The organism is uncultured Microbulbifer sp. (genome assembly GCF_947498635.1).
Taxonomy (GTDB): Bacteria; Pseudomonadota; Gammaproteobacteria; order Pseudomonadales; family Cellvibrionaceae; genus Microbulbifer; species Microbulbifer echini.
This window is the reverse complement of record NZ_CANMKV010000012.1, coordinates 33274-54913: the sequence shown is the minus strand read 5'-3', so window position 1 is coordinate 54913 and position 21640 is coordinate 33274. Positions and strand designations below refer to the sequence as shown.

The window sequence follows — 21640 nt, the reverse complement described above, 5'->3', positions numbered from 1 at the left end:
TTGAATGGAGCGAATAAATGTCAGAGCAGCAAAGCTATGACTCTAGCAGTATCAAGGTACTCAAAGGCCTGGATGCGGTGCGCAAGCGCCCCGGAATGTATATCGGCGATACCGACGATGGCACAGGCCTGCATCACATGGTATTCGAGGTGGTCGATAACTCCATCGACGAAGCGTTGGCGGGGCATTGCGATGAGATCCGTGTGATTATCCATCCGGATGAGTCGATATCTGTCTCTGATAATGGCCGCGGTATTCCCACGGAAATCCACTCAGAGGAGGGGGTATCCGCCGCAGAAGTGATTATGACTGTGCTGCACGCCGGCGGTAAGTTTGATGACAATACCTACAAGGTATCCGGCGGTCTGCACGGCGTGGGCGTCTCGGTGGTGAATGCCCTGTCCAGAGAGCTGAAGCTTACTATCCGCCGTGCCGGCAAGATTCACGAGCAGACCTATCATCACGGTGTGCCTCAGGCCCCCCTGGAGATTGTGGGCGAAAGCGATACCACCGGCACTACGGTACATTTCAAGCCCTCTGCAGAAACCTTCAACAATATCGAGTTCCACTTCGATATATTGGCCAAGCGCCTGCGCGAGTTGTCCTTTTTGAATTCCGGCGTGCGTATCGTGTTGAAAGATGAGCGCAGCGGAAAAGAGGAAGTTTACGAATACGAGGGCGGTCTCAGTGCCTTCGTTGTATTCCTTAACCAGAACAAGACAGCGATCAATAAGGTACTCCACTTCCAGAGTCAGCGCGAAGATGGCACTGCGGTGGAAGTGGCTCTGCAATGGAATGACAGTTTTCAGGAAAGCATTTTTTGCTACACCAACAATATTCCCCAGCGCGATGGCGGCACTCACTTGGCCGGCTTCCGCGCCGCTCTGACCCGCGGCCTGAACAGCTATATCGAGCGCGAAGGGCTAGGTAAGAAGGACAAGGTCAACACCACTGGCGACGATGCCCGTGAAGGCCTCACCGCGATTATTTCTGTGAAGGTGCCAGACCCCAAGTTCTCCTCCCAGACCAAGGACAAGCTGGTTTCTTCCGAGGTGAAAACCGCTGTTGAGCAGGAGATGGGCCAACACTTCGCCGACTACCTGTTGGAAAATCCCCAGGAGGCCAAGTCTGTCGTTATCAAGATGATCGATGCCGCCAAGGCGCGCGAGGCGGCGCGCAAGGCGCGTGAGATGACCCGTCGTAAAGGGGCTCTGGACATCGCTGGTCTGCCGGGCAAGCTGGCAGACTGCCAGCAAAAGGACCCCGCACTGTCAGAAATTTACCTGGTGGAGGGTGACTCGGCCGGTGGATCTGCCAAACAGGGGCGCGACCGACGCACCCAGGCAATCCTGCCTTTGAAGGGCAAGATTCTCAATGTGGAAAAAGCGCGTTTCGATAAGATGTTGTCCAGCGCCGAGGTTGGCACTCTGATCACCGCACTGGGTTGCGGTATCGGTAAAAGCGAGTTCAACCCGGATAAGTTGCGCTACCACAGCATTATTATCATGACCGATGCGGATGTGGACGGAGCCCATATTCGTACGCTGCTGCTCACCTTCTTCTTCCGCCAAATGCCGGAGCTGATTGAGCGGGGTCATATCTATATCGCCCAGCCGCCTCTGTACAAGATCTCCAAGGGCAAGCAGGAACAGTATTTGAAGGATGAGGCGGCTCTGACCCAGTTCCTCACCAATGCCGCTCTGGAAGGCGCCACACTGTTCGTGAACCCGGAGGCGCCCGGTTTGTCAGGGCAATCTCTGGAGAGCCTGGTGGGCGAGTACCGCAGTGTGCTGGCCACGATTGATCGCCTATCTCGTCTCTATCCGGAAGAAGTGCTGCGCAGCATGATTTATCTGCCCAGTCTCTCTCAGGAAGACCTGCAATCCCAGGAGAAAATCATCGCCTGGAGTAAGCAGCTACAGGAAAAATTGGCCGATGAGGAAAGTGGTGGAACCCGTCGCCACGAAGTCACCGTACAGGAGAATACCGAGCGCGGTCTCTTCCTGCCTCATATTCATATCGTCGCCCACGGTGTCGGCAGCGACTATTTGATCAACCACGAGTTTTTCAATTCTGCAGAGTACAATTCCATTTGCGCCTTAGGGGAGAAAATGGTGGATCTCTTGGAAGAGGGGGCCTTTATCCAGCGCGGTGAAAAGCAGCAGCCTGTGGGTAGTTTCCCGGAAGTACTGGACTGGTTGATGAGTGAGAGCCGCCGCGGTTACGGTGTACAGCGTTATAAGGGGCTGGGAGAGATGAACCCGGAACAGCTCTGGGATACCACGATGGACCCTGAGAGTCGCCGTATGCTGCAGGTAACCGTGGAGGATGCCATCGCTGCAGACCAGATCTTTACCACGTTGATGGGCGACAATGTAGAACCGCGTAGGGAATTCATCGAGACCAATGCCCTGGCGGTGGAAAACTTGGACGTTTAATCACCACAGTGAGTATTCGCTAGAAATGCAGCTTTCCCTGTGAGGGAGATCGAAATGGGAAAGCTGCACCGCTTAGCGGACCATAGAGCCGCATATCGTATTGAAGGGCGCAACCTTCCCATGAAGGATTCATTCGCATACTTTTCAACAGTCCTGGGATGAATTCATCCTTCTCGACACCCGCCTAAAGCCATAAATTTAATATTCAGAGGTTTCTGAATAATCGTTGTGTCAGAAAGGAAAATAAAAAACCAAGTAAAACCCGAATTAGGAAAATGGGGCATGATTGGTTAAAAATACGATAGATTTCACTTTCTAAACTCAAGACCACATAACAATCGGGATCTCCTGTGAGTGAAGAATACAAAAATCAGCGTGCAGTTGTATTTACACAGTATTCACACCTATTTTAATTCGGGAGCCATCGTTAAATCGCTCTAGGGAAACCTCATAATGCATCTAGTGGCTACACCCGCTTGCAAAATGATTACTTTCATACTGGTTTTTTTCGTTATCACCAGTTGTACCAGCTCTGAACAATTAATTAATTCCGATTGGTACGAAGTAGAAACCGAGCACTTTCGGATTGTCACGAATGACAATCCAAAGCGTATCCAAAAGTTAGCTGTGGACCTGGAAAAATTTCGCGTATTTGCGAGAAACTATATTCATTTTTCCCCAGACCAACAAAAACTCACTATTTATGCTCTATCCGATCGGATGAGTTTTGAGGGTATGAGTGGTGTCGAAAATGCAGGCAGAACCATAGGGCGCTTTCAAAATACTTCCCACGGGAGCTTTGCCCTATTAAACCTCAAGGGGAATAAATATTTACCGGATAATCCCGCTCGTCAGACACTATTTCATGAGTACACACATTTTTTGACTCATAGTCATAGCCAACAAAATTACCCCTATTGGTTTAGTGAGGGCGTTGCCGAAGTATTTTCCACCGTTGCCTTTGATAAAAATAATAATTTTAGAGTTGGTGATATACCAGTAGATAGGGCGATCAGTTTAAGCCGATCTAAGGTGCTGCCATTAGGGGCGCTATTAGAGGCCGTTCCCGGTGCAATAAACGCTCGCGATACCGAAGCTCTGTATGCCAGTGGTTGGATGCTTAGTCATTGGCTAATCTTTGATGCAGAACGTCTTGAGGGATTGAATAAATATCTGAGTGCATACAACAATGGAGCGGACCCAGTAGCAGCACTGCCAGCGGCATTGGGGATGACCTTTGAAGAGCTTGAAAGTCTCTATCAAAAACTGCGCAAAACCGACTTTCAATATTATAAAGGCCTCTTCAGCTCGAAAGAGGTCAGTGAATCTATCAATGTTCAAGCACTCGAAAATCATAAGGCTATAGCTGAAATTGCTCACTTTATGGCTATAACCGGACAGGAGGCAGAGACGCTTAAGGAGTTTATTGCCTATGCGGAACAGAAGGCGGTTTCAAGCTCCGCTCTTCTTTCGGCATTGGCAATTGCGGAAGCAAAGCAAGAAAATTATTCCTCTGCAAGAGAGATACTTGACGAAATAGCAGAAAAAAATCGCGATGAAACCAGCTATTTAGAGGCGGCTGCAATGGTTTTCCTCTATGAAGCACTCGCAGCTGGAAAAATGGATGACGTCCAGAAATTTAAAAAAATTCGGGATGCCTATGTGACTCTTGTCAATACCAAGGGTGATGTGCCCGCCTATTGGCACGAGCTGGCAATTACTATGCAAGTGTTGGGGTATCCGCGCTCTCAATACGTAAAGATACTTGAACAGGCCTATTTACGTGCGCCGAGGGATATCAATATTGCCTGGTGGTATGCCCATGAGCTGTATCTAAGCCGGGATACGGAAATGTTTATCCGGGTTACTCAGCCACTTTTGATGCAGATTACCAGCCTTGAATCGCGGAAACACCTCAGCTCTATGATGGTTGAACTCCAACCCGCAGGCCGGCCACAGGTGGAACAGGGCGCGGCAAAAAATGGACTGGGGCAACTGCTGTCAGAATATCGTTTCCTATCGGAGAATAAAGCACTGGCGATAGCGATGGATTATCGGGGGGCTTACGTTGTGGGTTATATAGAGAATAGTGCCAGCCAGTCCGAAGCGAACGAGGTTGCCCTGCAGGCATGTGAGGCACAAAGAGAGCAACACCAGGTGAAAGATCGGTGCGAACTCTATCTCGAGGAGGAAGTGATTGTCGGCGCCGCAGAGACGAGTCAGGTCCTTTAGCGCCTAGAGTCAATCAACTAACGGCTAGCCGTTAGTTGATTGCTATTTGTTACTGGAAAAATCGCCGGTATTATTTTTCCAGTAACAATCCACACTCACGATGCTCTTCACCCTTGGTCGGGTCAAAATACACATCGTTATCGGGCAAATCGTTTTCGTACACGTACTCCTCCACATCGATCTCTCGCAGGTGGAACATTGGTGCGACACGGATCGTGCCGTGGTTGCCCTGAGTAAAAATATCCAAATTCTTACGGTGCGCATTCTGGTCGTGGCGGATGCCGTTTAGCCAGACATCCGGCTGCAATTCCTGCATGGCGCGGTTGAAGGGCTCCAACTTTACCGTACGTGAGAAAAAATCGTGCTCGGGAGTATCCAGGGGGGGTATTCCGCCATGGACGGCATGGTAATGGGCCGCGGACATCTTGGGCGAGTAGGTACGCAGATTCAGCTCCAGCAGCTTCACCACATTCTCAATATGGCGGTAGGTTTCCGGGGTGTTGTAGCCATGATCCACCCAGATCACAGGAATATCTGGCTTAGCACGAGTGACCAGGTGCAGAAAGGCCACCGCGAGGGGGCGGAAGTTGGTGAAAACAACGGGATTTTGGGCGTTTTTCGTGGTGAATCGCATGATCTCACTGGGTTTGGCTCCAGCGAAATCCTGATTCAGGGTTGCCAAGTCGGCACCGTGATGAAATACGCGGTCGGATAGAGACTGCAGGGTGTTGCTGGAGGCGTTGTGTCCCATAAAAATCTGCACATACGAAAACTAGGATGGAAGGCATGCTACCCGGTTAGTTTGTCACGTAGAAACAATAAAAAGGAGTGAATCAATAAGCTTAAGTTATAAGTAGAGCCGTGGACCTCTTAGAAAGGGAAATTTGCCTAGGGTGTAACACGGTCGCAGGACATCTGAATTTGGTGTTGCCCATATTCGGCATTGTAAATGCGCCGGGTTTCGATAAAACCGTGCCTCTGTAAGAAATAGCGGGTGCGCAGATTCTCACGGAATACCTGGGCCTGCAGTTGGGGTTTGCCCCTGGAGACGCCGGCGATTAGCCGTGTTCCGATCCCACGGCCAGTAAACAGGGGACTGACACACAGATGGGCGATCTTTCTCCTATCCAGTAGCGTGATAAAAGCCTCTGCAACGGCACTGTGCCGGCTGGTGAACACCAAACACTGACTGGAGCGACGACAATCATTGCGGAACTCATCGAGGTGATTCAGCCAGAACTGACGGGGCAGTGAGGGGTGGGAGTTGGCTACAGCGTGCAACCAGAGCTGTTCCATCCTGATCAGGTCTGAGCATTTTGCGACTCTGAACATAGGTGCCCCTGGCTCGAACAGATGGGCGAATCCTAGTCAAACTGAAAGCTATCTCCTAGAAGTCGCAGCATAGAAAGTAAGTGAATACTTGCTAATTTGAACAGAGAAGAATCCCCATTGTTTAATGGTCCCTTGAGTCAAGCACCGGTTGAGACAGGTAAATCCGGGACAAAGGCCCCGGATTTACCAATAACCCACCCATAGGTGGCTATCGATTAGCCCAGGTGCACAAAGTGCGCCTTAAGATAATTGGTTTCCGGTATCGCTGGATGCACTGGGTGGTCTGCTCCCTGGCCACCGCTGGCGAGGATTGAGGCGCGGCGCCCCAATCGATGGGCCGCACCGCGCACACAGTCGACCAACTCATCAGATTGAAGGTGCATGGAGCAGGAAGCACTCACTAACAGGCCATCCCTCGACAGTAAGCGCATAGCCAATTCGTTGATATGGTGGTAGGCGGCGAGACCGGCTTTATGATCTTTGCGTCTTTTGATAAAAGCGGGGGGATCCAGCACGATGACATCGAATCTCTCCTTCTCAGATACCATGGCTTTAAGGACATCCAGTGCTTTGCCTTGAACGCTGGTCAGCCTGTCAGAAAAGTTATTGTGCTCCGCATTGACTTTGCACCAGTCCAGAGCCTGTTGAGAAGCATCCACACAGACTGCAGACGAGGCGCCGTTGGCCAAAGCCTGAATCCCCCAGCCACCGGCATAGGAGAAAAGATCCAGCACCCGCTTTTCCTGAACCCAGCGGTTAAGCTGGCGGCGGTTCTCGCGATGGTCGTAGAACCAGCCGGTTTTCTGTCCCTGGTGGACTGGGGCCAGTAGGGGCACTCCGTTTTCTTCAAAGGGCACCAGTTCAGGTACCTCTCCGTACACAACCTCATTGACGAGTGGCATGCCCTCAATGGCCCGGCCCTGATGGTCATTGCGTAGAAGAATCCCTTTGGGCTGAACCAGCTCAATCAACTTATCCACAACCACCTGTTGATACTGATCCATGCCCCAGTTGCTCACCTGAACAACCAGGTGATCCCCGAAGCGGTCGACCACCAGACCCGGTAGGGCATCCGAATCACCGTAAACCAGACGGTAGCTCGGGTGATCAAAATAGCGCTGCCGCTGCTTTAAGGCGGATAGCAAACGTTCACTAACGTCTACTTCTGTGAAGCTATCTTTGCGGCTTAGCAGACGTGCGCAGATCAGTTGACTGGGGTTGACGAAAGCGGTGCCCAGAAGCTTGCCCTGACTGTCGCGTATCTGGCATTGGCTGCCTGGAGCCATACCCTTTAGCGGGGAGCGCTTGGTGTCCACCTCATTACTGTAAATCCACAGGTGGCCGCGCTTTAGACGGCGCTCAGCGCCGCGGTTCAGTATTAATTCCGCCAATTGGGAGTCTCCGTAAGCAGGGATTGTTCGGTGGGCAATTGTGCTCGGCTCGATAAGTAGGTCAAGGGCTTAAATCGTCTGTGGACAAAAAATCACTGGGTGTACTTGGTACGATTTTCCCAGAGAAAAGGAACCGGTGTGGATAAGATGGTAATACCAGATCATATTGTGGATAACTTTAATGAATTATGAGCTCAGAGCTGAGAGCTTGCTATCTGGGTTGTTTGGGGTTTGTGGGCAGTCACTAGCAAAGATATGAGGACCTTGCGGTTAGAAGAGAAATCACGACAGTTAAGAAAAAGAGAGACAATTCGTGCACATGCTTGGTAAAGCACTCATTAAACGGCAGAATTCCCAATCAATATGTTATTTCTGCCAAATTGGCATTGTGGAACTCTCCCTAAATGAATCACCCGCAGGATCAGTCTTTGCAAATCGCTATGTTCATCTATCCCGGTGCCTCCAGCCTGGATGTGACTGGTCCACTCGAGGTTTTCGCGATAGCAAACCATTTACTCCGTGAGGAGGGGCGCTGTATTGCGGACGCTTACACCATTCGGCTATTGGCAGAAAAGCCGGGGCCAGTGCAAATGGGGTCGGGGATTAAATTTTACGCTGATACCGGTTATCGGGAGGCCAGCGCCATTCACACGCTGTTGATCAGTGGAGGAACTCCGGGAACCTATGAGGCACTTTACGCCAAACCGGACCTCAATGACTGGTTGCACAAACAAAAACAGATGGCTGAGAGGATGGGTTCCATTTGCAATGGAGCCTTAATCCTGGCCAATGCCGGGATATTGGATGGCCACAGAGCGACCACACACTGGGCAAATGTGGATGAGCTGCGCCAGTTTACCAATATTGAGATAGACCCAGATGCGATTTATGTGCGCGATGGGCATATGTACACCTCCGCTGGTATAACCGCGGGGATTGATCTTGCCCTGGCTTTGGTCGAAGAGGATCACGGCCGCAGTTTGGCGTTGGCCATCGCCAGAATTATGGTGCTTTATCTGAAGCGCGATGGTGGGCAGCAGCAATACAGCCGCCACTTGAAGGATCAGCTGCAAAGTGACCGCTTTGCTGGGTTGGTGGAGTGGATGTATCAAAATCTGGATCAGTCGCTGACGGTGGAAAAATTGGCACAGGAGTCTGCTATGAGTCCGCGTAACTTTGCCCGTTGCTTTTTAAAGGAGTTGGGAGTAACTCCGGCGCGTTTTGTCGAGAGTATTCGTGTGGAGAGGGCCTGCCAATTACTGTCCGAACAAAATATTTCTCAGGAAAAAGTGGCCTGTCTATGTGGCTTTCAATCCCAAGAGCAGTTGCGACGTACGTTTCGCAGGCATAAAGGCATACTGCCGAGTGAATTCCGTCGACGATTTCATTAATGTCGATGTAAAAATTAAAAATTGCCAACATAAAAGACGCCTGAAAAAATTCACTTTAAATTAACTGTATCCTATTTTCCGCAGATCCAATTTTCTCAAGGAAAGATAATCATTTTCCCAACCACTCTAAAAGTACCAAATTTGAAGTGATGAAATGCGTATCTTTTTTGGCAATAAAAAATATTGATCTGGCAGTCATTATTTATTTTGGCCTTTTCCTGTATGTTATGGGCTCTGTCTTGTCAGTATTCGTCGGAGCTGTGTTATGAGTGACAGTATCCTCCATGGGGTACTTAAATTCTGTGCCTTTCCAAAGCACCTACTTTCAGTAGCTTCTATAGAGAAACCATGATTCGAAAAAAAATTTTATTCGGTGGCATTACCCTTTTGGCTGGTGTTGGTTATTTGCTATGGCCTGTTTATCAGTTTTATGCCTGGTCACTAGACGCCTTGCCGCTCAGTCCCTTTGGTTGGCAGGTCCTATCGACTAAAGCACCGTCGACACAGGTGCTTTATGATAGAGAACGGCAGGCTGCGGCAGAGCAGTCGCTGATTGCAATTGAAAACCATCGCAAGGAGATCGGCGCTCCGGCAATTTCTGCGGCTGTTTCGGCTTGTGGCAAGCTTGTCTGGGCTGGGGCATCCGGTTGGGCGGATTTAGAGGAGAAAATCCCTGTTTCCACCGAGACGCGCTTTCGTATTGGCAGTACTTCCAAGGCATTGACCGGAACAGCCCTGGCGCGACTGGTACAGAAAGGGAGTATTGAGCTTGATAAGTCGATAGCAAATTATCTGGATCCATTGCCCAATCCGGAATGGGCGGCGATAACTCCGCGCCAGTTAGCCTCTCATACGTCGGGTTTACCGCACTACAAAAAAAACTCGGATTGGCTCGGGTTATACGAGACCCTGGCATTAAAAAATCATTACGAGAGTATGTATCAGGCCTTGGGGATTTTTGATGGTAGTGAATTGCTTTTTAAACCGGGTACTGAGTTTTACTACAGCACCCTGGGTACAGTTCTTCTTGGCGCGGTTTTGGCTGGGGCCGAGCAGAAAAGTTATTTGCAGTTGATGAAGGAAGAGGTTTTTTCTCCCGCTTCTATGACAAGTACTGATATCTCGCCGATAAATGGAGATATGCAGCGCAATATTGCTAAATTCTACAAGAGCAATCATTTATCTGGGGATGAACTTCGTCTACGCGAATGGCGACCGGTGGATTTAAGTCATCGCCTGCCAGGGGGTGGTTTTATCTCTACGCCCAGCGACCTGGCAAAGTTCGGTGCCCGTTATCTCGACGATAATTACCTCACTCCTGAGATTCGGGAAATTTTTTGGACTCCACAAAAACTCGCTAATGGTGAGGTGAATATGCAGGGCTATGCATTGGGCTGGCGCTACCGTAATCAAGATATTCCAGGTGTAGGGCTATTGCAATATGCCAATCATGGCGGAGTCAGCCGCGGCAGTCAGAGTTGGCTGATGGTTATGCCGGATCATGGCCTGTCAGTGGCCGTAAATATCAATCGTAAAACGAAAGTTTTTTGGGATTTTGGCCGTGTCTCTATGGACATTGCCGCTGCCTTCATCAAGGAGCAAAACGCGTTGGGTTGTGAATAAAAAAACCGGCCAAACTTTACGTCTTGGCCGGCTTATAAAAGCAGGATTCTCCCCACCAACTGGTAGAGAATGAATTTCTACTGGGTGTTTATCATAATCTCGGTTTCGGCAAATACCCGTTCACCGTTACCATGGCTAAGGATACCCAGGGCGCGGCTACTGGGTGCGAGCCCCATCCATTCCAGGTTGATATTGCCGGTACTGTTCATCTGCGCCTGAGCAGGGGCGGTCAACAGGGCATTGCCGTTGTCGCCGCTCAGGTTGAAGTTAAACAGGGTAAATGGCGTGGGACCTTCCGCGGAGGCGTAGTCCACCACAAATACCGCGTACTGGCCGGCAGCGGGGTTGACCAGATCGACCGACTCGGCGGAGGTCGGGGAACCACTGGTACCCACCTGTGGGAAGTCTGGGCCCGGTCCGTAGACTTGCAGGTCCAGATCATCGCCGCTGTTGCCATCGCCCACATCGGCATCAAACAGGGCTACACGGGCGAGCTCTGTGCCCTCTGGAATGTCGAAGTAAATCAATTGGTTTTCACCGTCTTCCACACTGCCTGGGGACGCTGTGCCTTCAGCCAGGCCCTGGATTCCCACTTGATAATCGCCGCTGTAGCCAAACTGCACCGCGAGATCGAGAGCGCCATCGGAGCCACTGCTATTTATTAGCTTGGATGTGGATAGCGGTACCGGGCGCAGAGCGATGGGGCTCCGTACCCCCTGGCGCATACCGACCGTTTTCCAGGTTAAATCCCCGAATACCCACTCATTCATGGCGGCCTCGTCGGTAACCGTGAAGGTGACCTCGAATTCGGCACTATCGCCCTCTCTCAGGCGCAGGGTCTTGGGATTTACACTGACCTCAACACCCGCCGGCGCATTGACGGAGGCCCAGTACCATCTCTGACCGCGGCCCACACTGGTGACGCGCCGCTTGATGGTCTGCGTGCCGACCAGTTCGCCGATGCCTATGGAAGGCAGGTTGAGGTCGCTGGAATCGAGGGAGTAACCTGCGGAAGCCAGTCCCTGGCAAGTGGTGGCCTCGAGAATTTGCGGCTGATTTTCAGCACCGCAGAGGAATGCCAGGTAATCGTTGAATTCGGCATCGTAGACCAGGCCCGGATTGAAGGCGGCGGAGGGCACAATCGCGCCGGCGCCGATATCAAACGGATCTGCACTGAGCGGACCGAATGTTTTTTGCAGGTCGGTGCGCGCCGTGCTCATCAGCGCAGATTTTGCCATTGCTGGGCTCCAGTCCGGATGCGCTTGTTTTAACAGGGCCATAATGCCGGCCACGTGGGGACTGGCCATGGAGGTGCCACTCTTGGCGCCGAACAGGCTGCCGCCACTGAGTACTGGGGAGGTACCCGCGAGGATTCCCACACCGGGCGCCGCCACATCCGGTTTGATGATATCCGGTGCGCCGACGTTGTGACCGCGGGAGGAGAAGCTGGCGATGCGGTCCTCGCGAGAGATTTTCAACTCAGGATCGAGGATACCGCTAACACCGTTACTCTCGGCAAGCAGTGCGCCATCGAGATAGCGGATCATGATCCCTGGGATTGAGGTGTCTGGTGCCGACATCGCTATGGGGTCCATGCGGTCCACGGCGGTACCGTCGTTGTACACCACAATAGCCACGGCGCCGGCAGCGGCCGCGTTGTTGTATTTTTCGCTAAAGGAACAGCCACCGCGCTTCACCAGGGCGATCTTGCCCTCCAGGGCATCGGCGTTGGTGAGTTCGGAGCAGGCTTCCAGGGGGGCGCCCAACACCACCGGTCCCGACAGCAGGCCGCTGTCCTCCAGGGAGACGGGGCCGTTGCCCTCGCGGCCCTGGTAGGTACCGGCAACGGCTTCCGGCGCATCCACCTGCAGGGCGGTGCCAAAACTCTGGTCGTCCTCAGCCGCCGCTACAGCGGTAATCCAGGGGACGCCGGAAGGGGTTCCCATGGTCTGTGGGGCGGGGCCATCATTACCGGCGGAAGTGGCGACAAATACGCCGGCATCGGCGGCGAAGAGGAAGGCCATTTCGTCGGCACCGGTGAACACGGTGCTGGAACCACCGACCGAGTAGTTAATCACATCCACACCGTCTGCCACGGCCTCATCAATGGCCGCCATGGAATCTGCCGAGGAACAGCCGCTGTCATCCGGGTCCGGGGCGTCCCAGCAGACTTTGTAGGCGGCTACACGGGCACGCGGTGCCATGCCGGTAAGGGTGTCACCATCCGGGGTGATCACGCCGTAATTACCCGCAGCGGTAGTGGCGGTGTGGGTGCCGTGTCCATCCGCATCCCGTGCGGACAAAAATTCGTAATCTGCCAGGGTCTTGTTGGTGAGGAAGGCGTCGGAAAATGATTTGGCCTTGATCAGCTTGTTATTACAGGTAAAGGCGATGTCATCGGGATTAAATTCTGTGTTACCAAATTCACAGCCCTCTCCAATAAAAGATTCAGGCACCGGGCCGTAGGGAATATCGGCTCCGCGATTCCCTTGTCGCGGTGTGGGCCTGTCGACAAGGCTCGGGTGCTCCGGGTGGATACCGGAGTCGATCACGCCTACCACGACATCCTCACCGGTGATGCCCCATAGCCAGGGGCTGGGAGTATGAGTCAGGCCGAGAAAATCAGCGGTGGAATCGGTGTGCATCTTAAGCAGCTGATCCTCCCAGACACCTTTCACATCCTTGTGACTGCGCAGCGCTTCGGCTTCTTTTTCACTCATGATTGCGGCGAAGCCATTAAAGGCGGCCTTGTAATCGTGGACTTTTCGCGCGCTGGGGACCGCGGAAAGTACCCGCTCGCGGCGGGTTTTCAGAAAGTCCGCGTAGTGGCGGTAGCTGCTGCTGCGCGGGTCCAGCTTGTGCCGTACCGTAGATTTTCTAGCGGAGGGGCTCGCAAAGGTGCCGCTATAGGACGCCAGAGGCTCGCCATCGAGCTGCACGATAAAGACTTTTTTGCGTTTTTCGATATCCGGGACGAGGGTGTCCGCAACCGCTGCTGCAAAGCTACTGCCCGAAGTGAGCAGGCCTGCAATGAGCGAGGCAATTATTTTTCTTTTCATTGAGAGATCCCATTTTTATATTTCTTACTGGCGGGAAAACATGGGAGGTAAAGTGAGCTTTTTTTATCATCACTTACACCCAACTAGCCATCCGTGATTTGGCAGATCTCGCTTTCAAAGCGATAAACCTATCCAGCCCGTCATTCGCTTTTAAAGGAATGTGTCGCAGGACTCAATGAATTGGCGCGAATGTCATTTTGTTGCGCCATTTTTGCAAACTGGCGATTCAGAAAAAAATGTAAGTCACAAATGTCTGCTAGGGGGAGAGAGGGGATGCAGTCGCAGCATTGCTGCGACAGTGAAAGCTAGTGGTCTGCCAGGAATTGACTGAAGTGGGCCAAGTCATCAAATACCGCGGTTTCTGCCAGGCGCGGATTTGGGCTTTCAACCAGTTGACGCAATGTGTCTTCGCCCGCGCCAGTTTTGACCAGCACCGGTTTACACCCTTTCACCAGGGCCAGCTCTAGATCGGCCAACTTGTCCCCCAACAAGTAGCCGCCGTGTAGGCTGGTATCGAACTCCGCTTCGATAGCATCGAGCAAGCCTGCCTGGGGTTTACGGCAGCGGCAATTGTCTTGCGGGCCGTGGGGACAGTAGAAAATAGCGGCGATTTCGCCGCCGCCATCCTCTACTTGGGAGCGCATTCTGGCGTGAATTTCTTCCAGGTCATCCAGATCGAACTGGCCTAGCGCTAGGCCGCTCTGATTGGTGGCAATGACCAGTTGGTAGCCGGCGCGGCTGAGCTGCACCATCGCCTCGATGCTACCGGGTAGGGGGTGCCAGTCGGCAATGGATTTAACGCCTCCGCTGGGATTTTCGTTGATTACCCCATCGCGCCCAAGAATGATAATAGCCATAGGAAACTCTCCCCATTGAAAGGTGCGCCGGGGCATAGGCTCCGGCGCTGCCGGCATTTACTTGGCCGGTACCAGCAGGGAAATGTCGGCAACTTCAAGGAACAGCGCGCGCAGCTGGGCCAATAGGGCTAGGCGGTTGCTGCGCAGTTGCTCGTCGTCGCTCATCACCATTACGTGGTCGAAGAAGTTATCCACCGTTTCGCGCAGTCCCGCCAAACCGGCGAGACCTTCGGCGAACAGCGCATCGCTGTACAGAGGCTCCACTTCGGAGCGGGCCACCTGTACGGCGGCGAACAGCGCCTTCTCTGCCTCTTCCTGTAACAGAGACTCGTCGACACGGCTGGGTACGGTGGTATCCAGCTTGGCGAGAATATTGGAGACGCGCTTGTTGGCCGCAGCCAGGGCGCTGGATTCGGGCAATTGGTTAAAGGCGTTCACCGCGTGCACACGGTTGTCGATATCCAGTGGGCGCGACAGCTTGCGCGCCGCAACCGCCATAAAGACTTCTGTGGCAATGCCCTGGTCCTCGTAGCGCGCACGGAAGCGCTCCAGTACATAGTGCAGGGTCTGTTCTACCACCTTGTCGTACTCGCCTAAGGCGGTGCGCGGGTAGTTGTCGCGGGCCAGTTCCAGCAGTTCGCGCAGGTCCAGGTCGAGACGCTTCTCGACCAGAATACGGATAATACCCAGGCTGGCACGGCGCAGGGCAAAGGGGTCGCGGGAGCCGCTGGGCGGTTGTCCGATACCGAAGATACCGACCAGAGTATCCAGGCGATCTGCGAGTGCGATCATAGTACCGGTGTCGCTGACGGGCAGTTCATCGCCGGCAAACTTGGGCATGTACTGTTCATACATGGCTTTGGCAACATCCAGCGGCTCACCGTCGTTTTCCGCATAGTAGTAGCCGGCGATGCCCTGCATATCGGCAAACTCGAACACCATTTCGGTGACCAAATCCGACTTGCACAGGCGGCCAGCGCGCTCCGCCCAGTCACCGTTACGGCCCGTTTTCTCGGCGATAGTGCGCGCCAGGGCGGCAACCCGCTCGGTCTTGTCGTAGACGCTGCCCAAATGCTGTTGGAAGACAATTTGACGTAACTTTTCACGTCGCGATTCCAGGCTGGTCTTCTTGTCGGTCTCGAAGAAGAAGGCGGCATCGGCCAGACGCGGGCGAATAACCCGTTCGTTGCCATGGATGACCTGGGCGGCATCCTGACTCTCGATATTGGAAACGGTGATAAAGAAGGGCAGCAGTTGGCCGTCTTCATCCACTACGTGGAAATACTTCTGGTGCTCCTTCATGGAAGAGATCAGGGCTTCCGCGGGCACTTCCAGGAAGCGTTCCTCAAAACGGCCGGTGAGGGCAACGGGCCATTCCACCAGAGCGGTAACTTCGTCGAGCAGGCCGTCGTCGATCACCGCTTCGCCGTTGACGTTGTTGGCCTCGGCGATCACTTGGGCGCGAATCACTTCGCGGCGTTCGGCAAAGTCGGCCATTACGTAGCCGGGCTCGCGCAGTACCTGGGCGTAGTCGTGGGCGGAGTGGATTTCCAGTTCGCGGTTGCAGTGGAAGCGGTGGCCACGGCTGGTGTTACCGGCTTTCAAACCGAGCACTTCACCATTTACCACTTTGTTGCCAAACAGCATGACCAGCCAGTGGACCGGGCGCACGAATTCCTCGCGGCGGGCGCCCCAGCGCATGCGTTTGGGGATGGGCAATTGGGCCAGTGCTTTCTCGACAATGCCAGCCAGTAGGGATTCGGTTTCCGCACCTTTTTGTTCGCTGATAAAGGCCAGGCGTTCACCCTTGTCGGTGTCTTTGCGTCCCAGCTGTTCAACGGTTACGCTATTGCTGCGGGCGAAACCTTCGGCGGCTTTACTGGGCTTGCCCTCTTTGTCGAAGGCGGCTTTGACGGCCGGGCCAAGCTTTTCAATTTGTTTGTCCTGCTGTTTGTCTGCCAGGCCAAAAATGGCCACCGCCAGGCGGCGGGGTGCGGCGTAGGCTTTGACTTCGCCAAAGGACAGTTCGGCACCTTTCAGTCCCTGGGTAATACCATCGGCAAACGCGCTCATCAATTTATGCAACGCTTTGGGTGGCAGCTCTTCGGTGCCCAGCTCTACCAGAAAATCCTGAGCCATTACTGCTTCTCCTCTTGCTCGATGTCTTCCGCCAAAATATCTGCACGCAGTGCCTCATCCGCCAGGGGGAAGCCCAGAGCGCGGCGCGCATCGTAGTAGGCCTGTGCCACGGCGCGGGCCAGGGTGCGTACGCGCAGGATATAGCGCTGGCGCTCGGTGACCGAGATGGCGTGACGTGCATCCAGCAGGTTAAAGGCGTGGGAAGCTTTCATCACCTGTTCGTAAGCGGGCAGCGGCAGGCCCAGCTCGATCAGGCGGGTGCTTTCGCGCTCGCAGTGATCGAAGGTGGCGAACAGGAACTCCACATCGGCGTGCTCAAAGTTGTAGCGGGACATCTCCACTTCGTTCTGGTGGAAAACGTCGCCGTAGGTGACGGGGCTGCCATCCGGGTTGCGGGTCCATACCAGGTCGTAAATGGACTCGACGCCCTGCAGGTACATGGCGATGCGCTCCAGGCCATAGGTGATCTCACCGGTAACCGGATAACACTCGATGCCGCCCACCTGCTGGAAATAGGTGAACTGGGTGACTTCCATACCGTTCAGCCAGACCTCCCAGCCCAGACCCCAGGCCCCCAGAGTTGGGGACTCCCAGTTATCCTCAACAAAGCGGATATCGTGAATGCTCGGGTCCACGCCCATGGCGCGCAGGCTGTCGAGGTACAATTCCTGGATATTGTCCGGGGAGGGCTTCATTACCACCTGGTATTGGTAGTAGTGCTGTAGGCGGTTGGGGTTCTCGCCATAGCGGCCATCGGTGGGACGGCGGCAGGGCTGCACATAGGCCGCGTTCCACTTTTCTGGGCCTATGGCGCGGAGGAAGGTCGCCGGATGAAAGGTGCCGGCCCCCACTTCCATATCCAGAGGCTGTAGAATGACGCACCCTTGGCGCGCCCAATAATCCTGCAGGGCAAAAATAAGTCCCTGGAAGGTACTGAGATCGTATTGCTTGGACACCGCTATCTCCGGATCAGTATCTGCTGTGGGCAAAGGGCGCAATTATAGCGGCAGCGGCTCCCGCGCTTAAAGCGCTGTGGCCGCGCCACACGATTTGAATCGCCATACTTGGCCTCAGGTCCGCGAATTTGCGGCATTTTGTAGAGGAAGTTGTTGCTTTGGATATTAAGGGGTACCTGGCTGCGAGTGCGCTGAAACTGATTGGCAGGCTGCCGCTGCCGTGGTCGCGACGTCTCGGGCGCCTGGCTGGCAAGCTGGCTGTATTGTTTCGCACAGAGGGCCTGCGTCTGAGCAGAATTAATGTGCAGTTGTGTTATCCGGCGATGGCGGAAAAGCAGCGCGAACAGCTCGCTCGCGACAGTGTGGTGAGTACGGCCATGACCGGCTTTGAGATGGCCAGTATTTGGCACCACAGCTGGGCCACCATTGAAAATACGATCGTGCGGGTGCGTAACCAGCAGTTATTGAGCCTGGGCGAGGCGCAGGGGCGCGGCACTCTGGTGTTAATGCCACATACCGGTAACTGGGAAGTGTTTGGAATGTACCTGGCGTCTCTAGGGCCTTCGATGGCTTTGTACCAGCCGCCGAAAATTCCCGCGCTGGACCCGGTAATCCGCAGTGGCCGAGAAAAAACCGGGGCCAAGATGGTACCCACCAATATTCACGGTGTGCGCTCCCTGCTCAAATGCTTGAAAGCCGGTCATATCGCTATGGTGCTGCCGGATCAGGAACCGGATATGGGCGGGGATTTCGCCCCCTTCTTCGGCCGTCCGGCACTGACTATGACTCTCGCCCACAATCTGCTACAGCGCACCAACTGCCATGTGGTGTTTGGTTTTGGCAAACGGGTTGAGGGTGGTTTTGAGTTGGTTTTGCTGCCGGCGGAGAAAGCAATTTACAGCGGGGAACAGAAGGTCTCCCTGGCGGCGATGAATCGCGGTGTGGAGGCCTGTATTGCCGCCGCACCAGAGCAGTATCAGTGGGAATACAAACGCTTTCGCAAACAGCCGGAAGGCAAAAGCAAAATTTACCGAAAACAAAAATAGAGCCGCTGAATAGCGGCCCTGGCCCGGCCTCATTTAACTCCGCTTGTTTTTAACCCCGGTTTCCTTATGCCGCGTGGCGAAAGGCCACGATGACCGGCATACGCGCGGCGCGCCAGGCGGGGAAAAAACCACTGATAAAACCGATGGCCAGCGCCAGTATGGCGCCCTGCAGAAACAGGTCCGGCGACATTTCAAAGCGGAACACCACCTGGGTAAAACTACCACCGAGGGTGGAGGTGTTGAGGCCGTCGAAGAACAGATAGGCGGCTAGTGAGCCGAGCAGCCCGCCGGCTACTGCCAGGACCATGGCTTCGGCGATTGTGCCGCAAAAGGCCGAGAAATTACTGAAGCCGAGCGCGCGCAGGGTGGCGATTTCTTTGGCGCGATCCGCTACTGAGGTGTACATGGTGTTGAGCGCCCCGGCGAGTGCGCCGAGTGCCATCACCGCGCTGATAACCCAGCCGAAGGTGGCGATATACTGCAATTGCTTGCCTTGGCTGGCAAAATATTCACGCTCGCTTTGGGCCTCTAGATTCAGACGGGGCTCCCGCGCAATGGTCTCCTTGATTGACCCGAGTCCGCCGTCATTGTCTAGTTGCAGCCTAATCGACTGATAACTGCTGCCGCGGTTGTAGTGGCTCTGAATGATCTTGATATCCGCCCACAACTCGCTCTCAAAAATATTGCCGCCTGTGGAAAAAACCCCCACAACAGTCCACAGGTTTTTACCAAAGCGCACTTCTTTGCCAATTTCGAAACCACTGAACTCCCGTAGTACCCCCTCGCCAACAATCATTTCATTGGTACCGGGGGTAAACATACGGCCTCTCACTAAGCGCATGCTGGTGCGCATGGCCATACCAGTTTTATTGAGACCACGCAGGGGAATATTGGCCTCGGTGCCAGTGGATTTTTTAATGCCGTCGACAATCACATAGAGTTCCGGTGAGATCAGCGGGCCATTGGCCGAGCGGGCAATACCGGCAGATTCGGAGAGCAGATTGACCTGATCCTGCAGGATGGCCGAACTGAGTTCACTGGAGGAGCCCTCGCGCATCAGGATAGCGATCTGGCTGGAGCCGGCGCCACGCATAGTTTCTTCGAAGCCTTTGGCCATAGCGAGAAAGGCGAGCAATATTGCCACCACCACTGCCGAGGCCAATACCATGGCCAGTGACATCCACAGACGTCGGCGCAGACTGCCCAGATTCATTAGGGTGACAGATAGAATTTGTGCAATTAGAGAGCCCATTCGTTTTCCTCCACGTGGGCGTTATAGGCGGCTCTTCAACAATCAGAGCGGCGCTAAGAATATTGACTATTGACGATTGAATGCCGAAACAATATTTAGGCGCAGTGCATTAAAGGCCGGTAATAAGCCGGTGATGAGTCCAAGTAACAACATATAGAGCAGTGCCTGCACCGCGATATGACTATCGAGAATCAGGTTGGGTAGAAATCTGGCGAGGAACGTTTTTACGCCTTCCACCAAAAGCCAGGCGGCCGCTAAACCGGAGAGGCCGCCGATCAGGGCAATTAATAGGGATTCCGACAGCACCATGCGAAAAATGCGCTGACTGGAAAACCCGAGGGTTTTTAACACGGCAATTTCCCCGGTTCGCTCGCGCACAGCCAGGGCCATGGTGTTTCCGACAACAATTAATATGGTGAAAAAAGCGGTAAAAACCACCGAAAAAATAATCAGACCGATATTGCCTATTTGCTCGATAAACGCTTTATTAAAAGATTTTTCCGTGCTCGTATCGGTTTCACTCTGTGAGTTGGCAAAATTGTCATCGATAGTTTTTGCCACTTTTTCATTGAGAGATGGGTCCTTGGTGGTTAGTGCCATCCAGCCGATCCAGTCGTCGCCAAATGTTTGGGTTTCCATAAAATATTTATAATGAATCAGCATTTGGCGGGTATCGTACTGTTCTGTATCGCCTTTGAAAATTCCAGAGACCTCAAATTCCCAGGTATAGCCCCCGTCTTTATGAGTAAAAATATTCGAGGAAATGGGAATCCTATCGCCAACCTTCCAGCCATAAATTTGGGCGAGCTTTTCGCCTACCAAAGCGCCCTGACGGTTGTTCAGCCACGCCTGTTTCAGATTCTCGGGAATAACAACTTCCTGGTAAACCCGCAGGTAGGATTCCGGGTCGACGGCCAGGGTGACGATTTGCCGGCTCGGCTCCTGGAAATAACCGCCGAACCAGTTTAGATGAGTCACATTCTCCACCCCTTCGACAGCGGCCACTTTTTCGAAGTAGGCGATGGGCAGGGACTGAGTAAAATTAATTCGATTGAAGACCACTAGGCGATTATCGGCCGATAACGCCACGCTGGAGTTCAGCGCGGTCTTTAAACTGGTGACAGCCCCAAAAATCAAGAAGGCGATAAAAATCGCAAAACAGGTGAGAAATAAACGTAGAGGTTTCCTCGTCATATTTTTATAAATTAAATAGAGATCGTTCATGCCACAATTTCCCTTTGCACAAATTGTCCCTTGTCGAGATGCAGGGTGCGTTTTGCATATTTGGCTGCGGCGGGATCATGGGTCACCATAACAATAGTTTTGCCGTGATCGCGATTGAGTAGCTGCAGCATTTCCAGGATTTCATCGGCAGTGCCGCGGTCCAGATCACCGGTTGGTTCATCGCACAAAATCAGCTTGGGGTCGGAAACAATAGCCCGAGCGATGGCTACGCGCTGCTGCTGGCCTCCCGACATTTCACTGGACATATGTTTGGCGCGATCACTCAGCCCCACTAGAGCGAGTGCGGTTTCCACATTTTTACGGCGCTGCGCTTTGGACAGTTTAGTGAGTAGTAGAGGCAGTTCTACATTGCGCTGGGCATTGAGCATTGGCATCAGGTTGTAAAACTGGAAAATAAAGCCGATATTCTCAGCGCGCCAGCGGGTCAGGGCGCTCTCGCTGAGGGAGTCGATACGTGTTCCGTCAAACCAGATTTCTCCACCAGTGGGTTGGTCAACACCGCCGAGCATATTGAGCAGGGTGGTTTTACCGGAACCGGATGGCCCCATAATGGCGACAAAATCTCCGCGTTCAATACTCATATTCAGGTCGTCAAAAATTGAAATTTTTTCTTTACCTTTAACGAACCCTTTACTGACATGCTTTAATTGAAATAACACATCCTCTGACATCGGCAATT

At 53.4% G+C, this 21640-nt stretch carries 15 protein-coding genes; 5 read left to right on the top strand and 10 right to left on the bottom strand.

Features of this window, described 5'->3' with window-relative positions; genetic code table 11:
* The first annotated feature begins 17 nt into the window (after positions 1 to 17).
* Positions 18 to 2438 carry a DNA topoisomerase (ATP-hydrolyzing) subunit B gene (gyrB, locus tag Q1A69_RS08295; RefSeq protein WP_299583899.1) on the top strand — a complete coding sequence of 807 codons (2421 nt, stop codon included), beginning with the start codon at positions 18 to 20 and terminating at the stop codon, positions 2436 to 2438.
* Between the two features lie 483 nt (positions 2439 to 2921).
* Complete coding sequence (locus Q1A69_RS08290; protein ID WP_299583896.1) at positions 2922 to 4670, top strand: hypothetical protein; 1749 nt, start codon at positions 2922 to 2924, stop codon at positions 4668 to 4670.
* A gap of 70 nt (positions 4671 to 4740) precedes the next feature.
* Here the strand turns inward: Q1A69_RS08290 and Q1A69_RS08285 are convergent, their stop codons facing one another.
* From Q1A69_RS08285 to Q1A69_RS08275, 3 genes are all read right to left on the bottom strand, one after another.
* Complete coding sequence (locus Q1A69_RS08285) at positions 4741 to 5421, bottom strand: phosphoadenosine phosphosulfate reductase family protein (protein ID WP_299583893.1); 681 nt, start codon at positions 5419 to 5421, stop codon at positions 4741 to 4743.
* 137 nt (positions 5422 to 5558) lie between these two features.
* Positions 5559 to 6002, bottom strand: coding sequence for a GNAT family N-acetyltransferase (locus Q1A69_RS08280; RefSeq protein ID WP_299583891.1), 444 nt, complete (start codon positions 6000 to 6002; stop codon positions 5559 to 5561).
* Between the two features lie 215 nt (positions 6003 to 6217).
* Positions 6218 to 7393: a class I SAM-dependent rRNA methyltransferase gene (locus tag Q1A69_RS08275; protein WP_299583888.1), complete on the bottom strand. Its 1176-nt coding sequence runs from the start codon at positions 7391 to 7393 to the stop codon at positions 6218 to 6220.
* A gap of 404 nt (positions 7394 to 7797) precedes the next feature.
* On the opposite strand from Q1A69_RS08275, the gene Q1A69_RS08270 reads away from it, so the two are divergent.
* Together Q1A69_RS08270 and Q1A69_RS08265 are read left to right on the top strand one after the other, a co-directional pair.
* A complete protein-coding gene (locus Q1A69_RS08270; RefSeq protein ID WP_299583885.1) occupies positions 7798 to 8784 on the top strand; it encodes a GlxA family transcriptional regulator in 987 nt (328 codons plus the stop codon).
* A gap of 348 nt (positions 8785 to 9132) precedes the next feature.
* On the top strand, positions 9133 to 10407 hold the full coding sequence (locus Q1A69_RS08265) for a serine hydrolase domain-containing protein (protein ID WP_299583882.1): 1275 nt from the start codon (positions 9133 to 9135) through the stop codon (positions 10405 to 10407).
* A gap of 77 nt (positions 10408 to 10484) precedes the next feature.
* Here Q1A69_RS08265 and Q1A69_RS08260 read toward each other — a convergent pair whose 3' ends face one another.
* The 4 genes from Q1A69_RS08260 to glyQ form a co-directional block, all read right to left on the bottom strand.
* Positions 10485 to 13466: a S8 family serine peptidase gene (locus Q1A69_RS08260; RefSeq protein WP_299583879.1), complete on the bottom strand. Its 2982-nt coding sequence runs from the start codon at positions 13464 to 13466 to the stop codon at positions 10485 to 10487.
* Positions 13467 to 13771: 305 nt separating this feature from the next.
* Positions 13772 to 14323: a D-glycero-beta-D-manno-heptose 1,7-bisphosphate 7-phosphatase gene (gene gmhB / locus Q1A69_RS08255; protein ID WP_299583876.1), complete on the bottom strand. Its 552-nt coding sequence runs from the start codon at positions 14321 to 14323 to the stop codon at positions 13772 to 13774.
* A 57-nt stretch (positions 14324 to 14380) separates the two neighbouring features.
* Complete coding sequence (gene glyS / locus Q1A69_RS08250; protein ID WP_299583873.1) at positions 14381 to 16462, bottom strand: glycine--tRNA ligase subunit beta; 2082 nt, start codon at positions 16460 to 16462, stop codon at positions 14381 to 14383.
* The gene (glyQ, locus tag Q1A69_RS08245) at positions 16462 to 17418 is read right to left on the bottom strand and encodes a glycine--tRNA ligase subunit alpha (RefSeq protein WP_299583870.1); all 957 of its coding nucleotides are present in this window, start codon (positions 17416 to 17418) and stop codon (positions 16462 to 16464) included. Before glyQ ends, glyS begins: the two co-directional genes overlap by 1 nt.
* Before the next feature lie 158 nt (positions 17419 to 17576).
* On the opposite strand from glyQ, the gene Q1A69_RS08240 reads away from it, so the two are divergent.
* On the top strand, positions 17577 to 18464 hold the full coding sequence (locus tag Q1A69_RS08240; protein ID WP_299583867.1) for a lysophospholipid acyltransferase family protein: 888 nt from the start codon (positions 17577 to 17579) through the stop codon (positions 18462 to 18464).
* A gap of 64 nt (positions 18465 to 18528) precedes the next feature.
* On the opposite strand, the gene Q1A69_RS08235 is transcribed toward Q1A69_RS08240, so the two are convergent.
* From Q1A69_RS08235 to Q1A69_RS08225, 3 genes are all read right to left on the bottom strand, one after another.
* On the bottom strand, positions 18529 to 19716 hold the full coding sequence (locus Q1A69_RS08235; RefSeq protein WP_299583864.1) for an FtsX-like permease family protein: 1188 nt from the start codon (positions 19714 to 19716) through the stop codon (positions 18529 to 18531).
* Positions 19717 to 19782: 66 nt separating this feature from the next.
* Positions 19783 to 20940, bottom strand: coding sequence for an FtsX-like permease family protein (locus tag Q1A69_RS08230; protein ID WP_299583862.1), 1158 nt, complete (start codon positions 20938 to 20940; stop codon positions 19783 to 19785).
* A complete protein-coding gene (locus tag Q1A69_RS08225) occupies positions 20937 to 21632 on the bottom strand; it encodes an ABC transporter ATP-binding protein (protein ID WP_299583859.1) in 696 nt (231 codons plus the stop codon). Before Q1A69_RS08225 ends, Q1A69_RS08230 begins: the two co-directional genes overlap by 4 nt.
* Positions 21633 to 21640 lie beyond the last annotated feature (8 nt).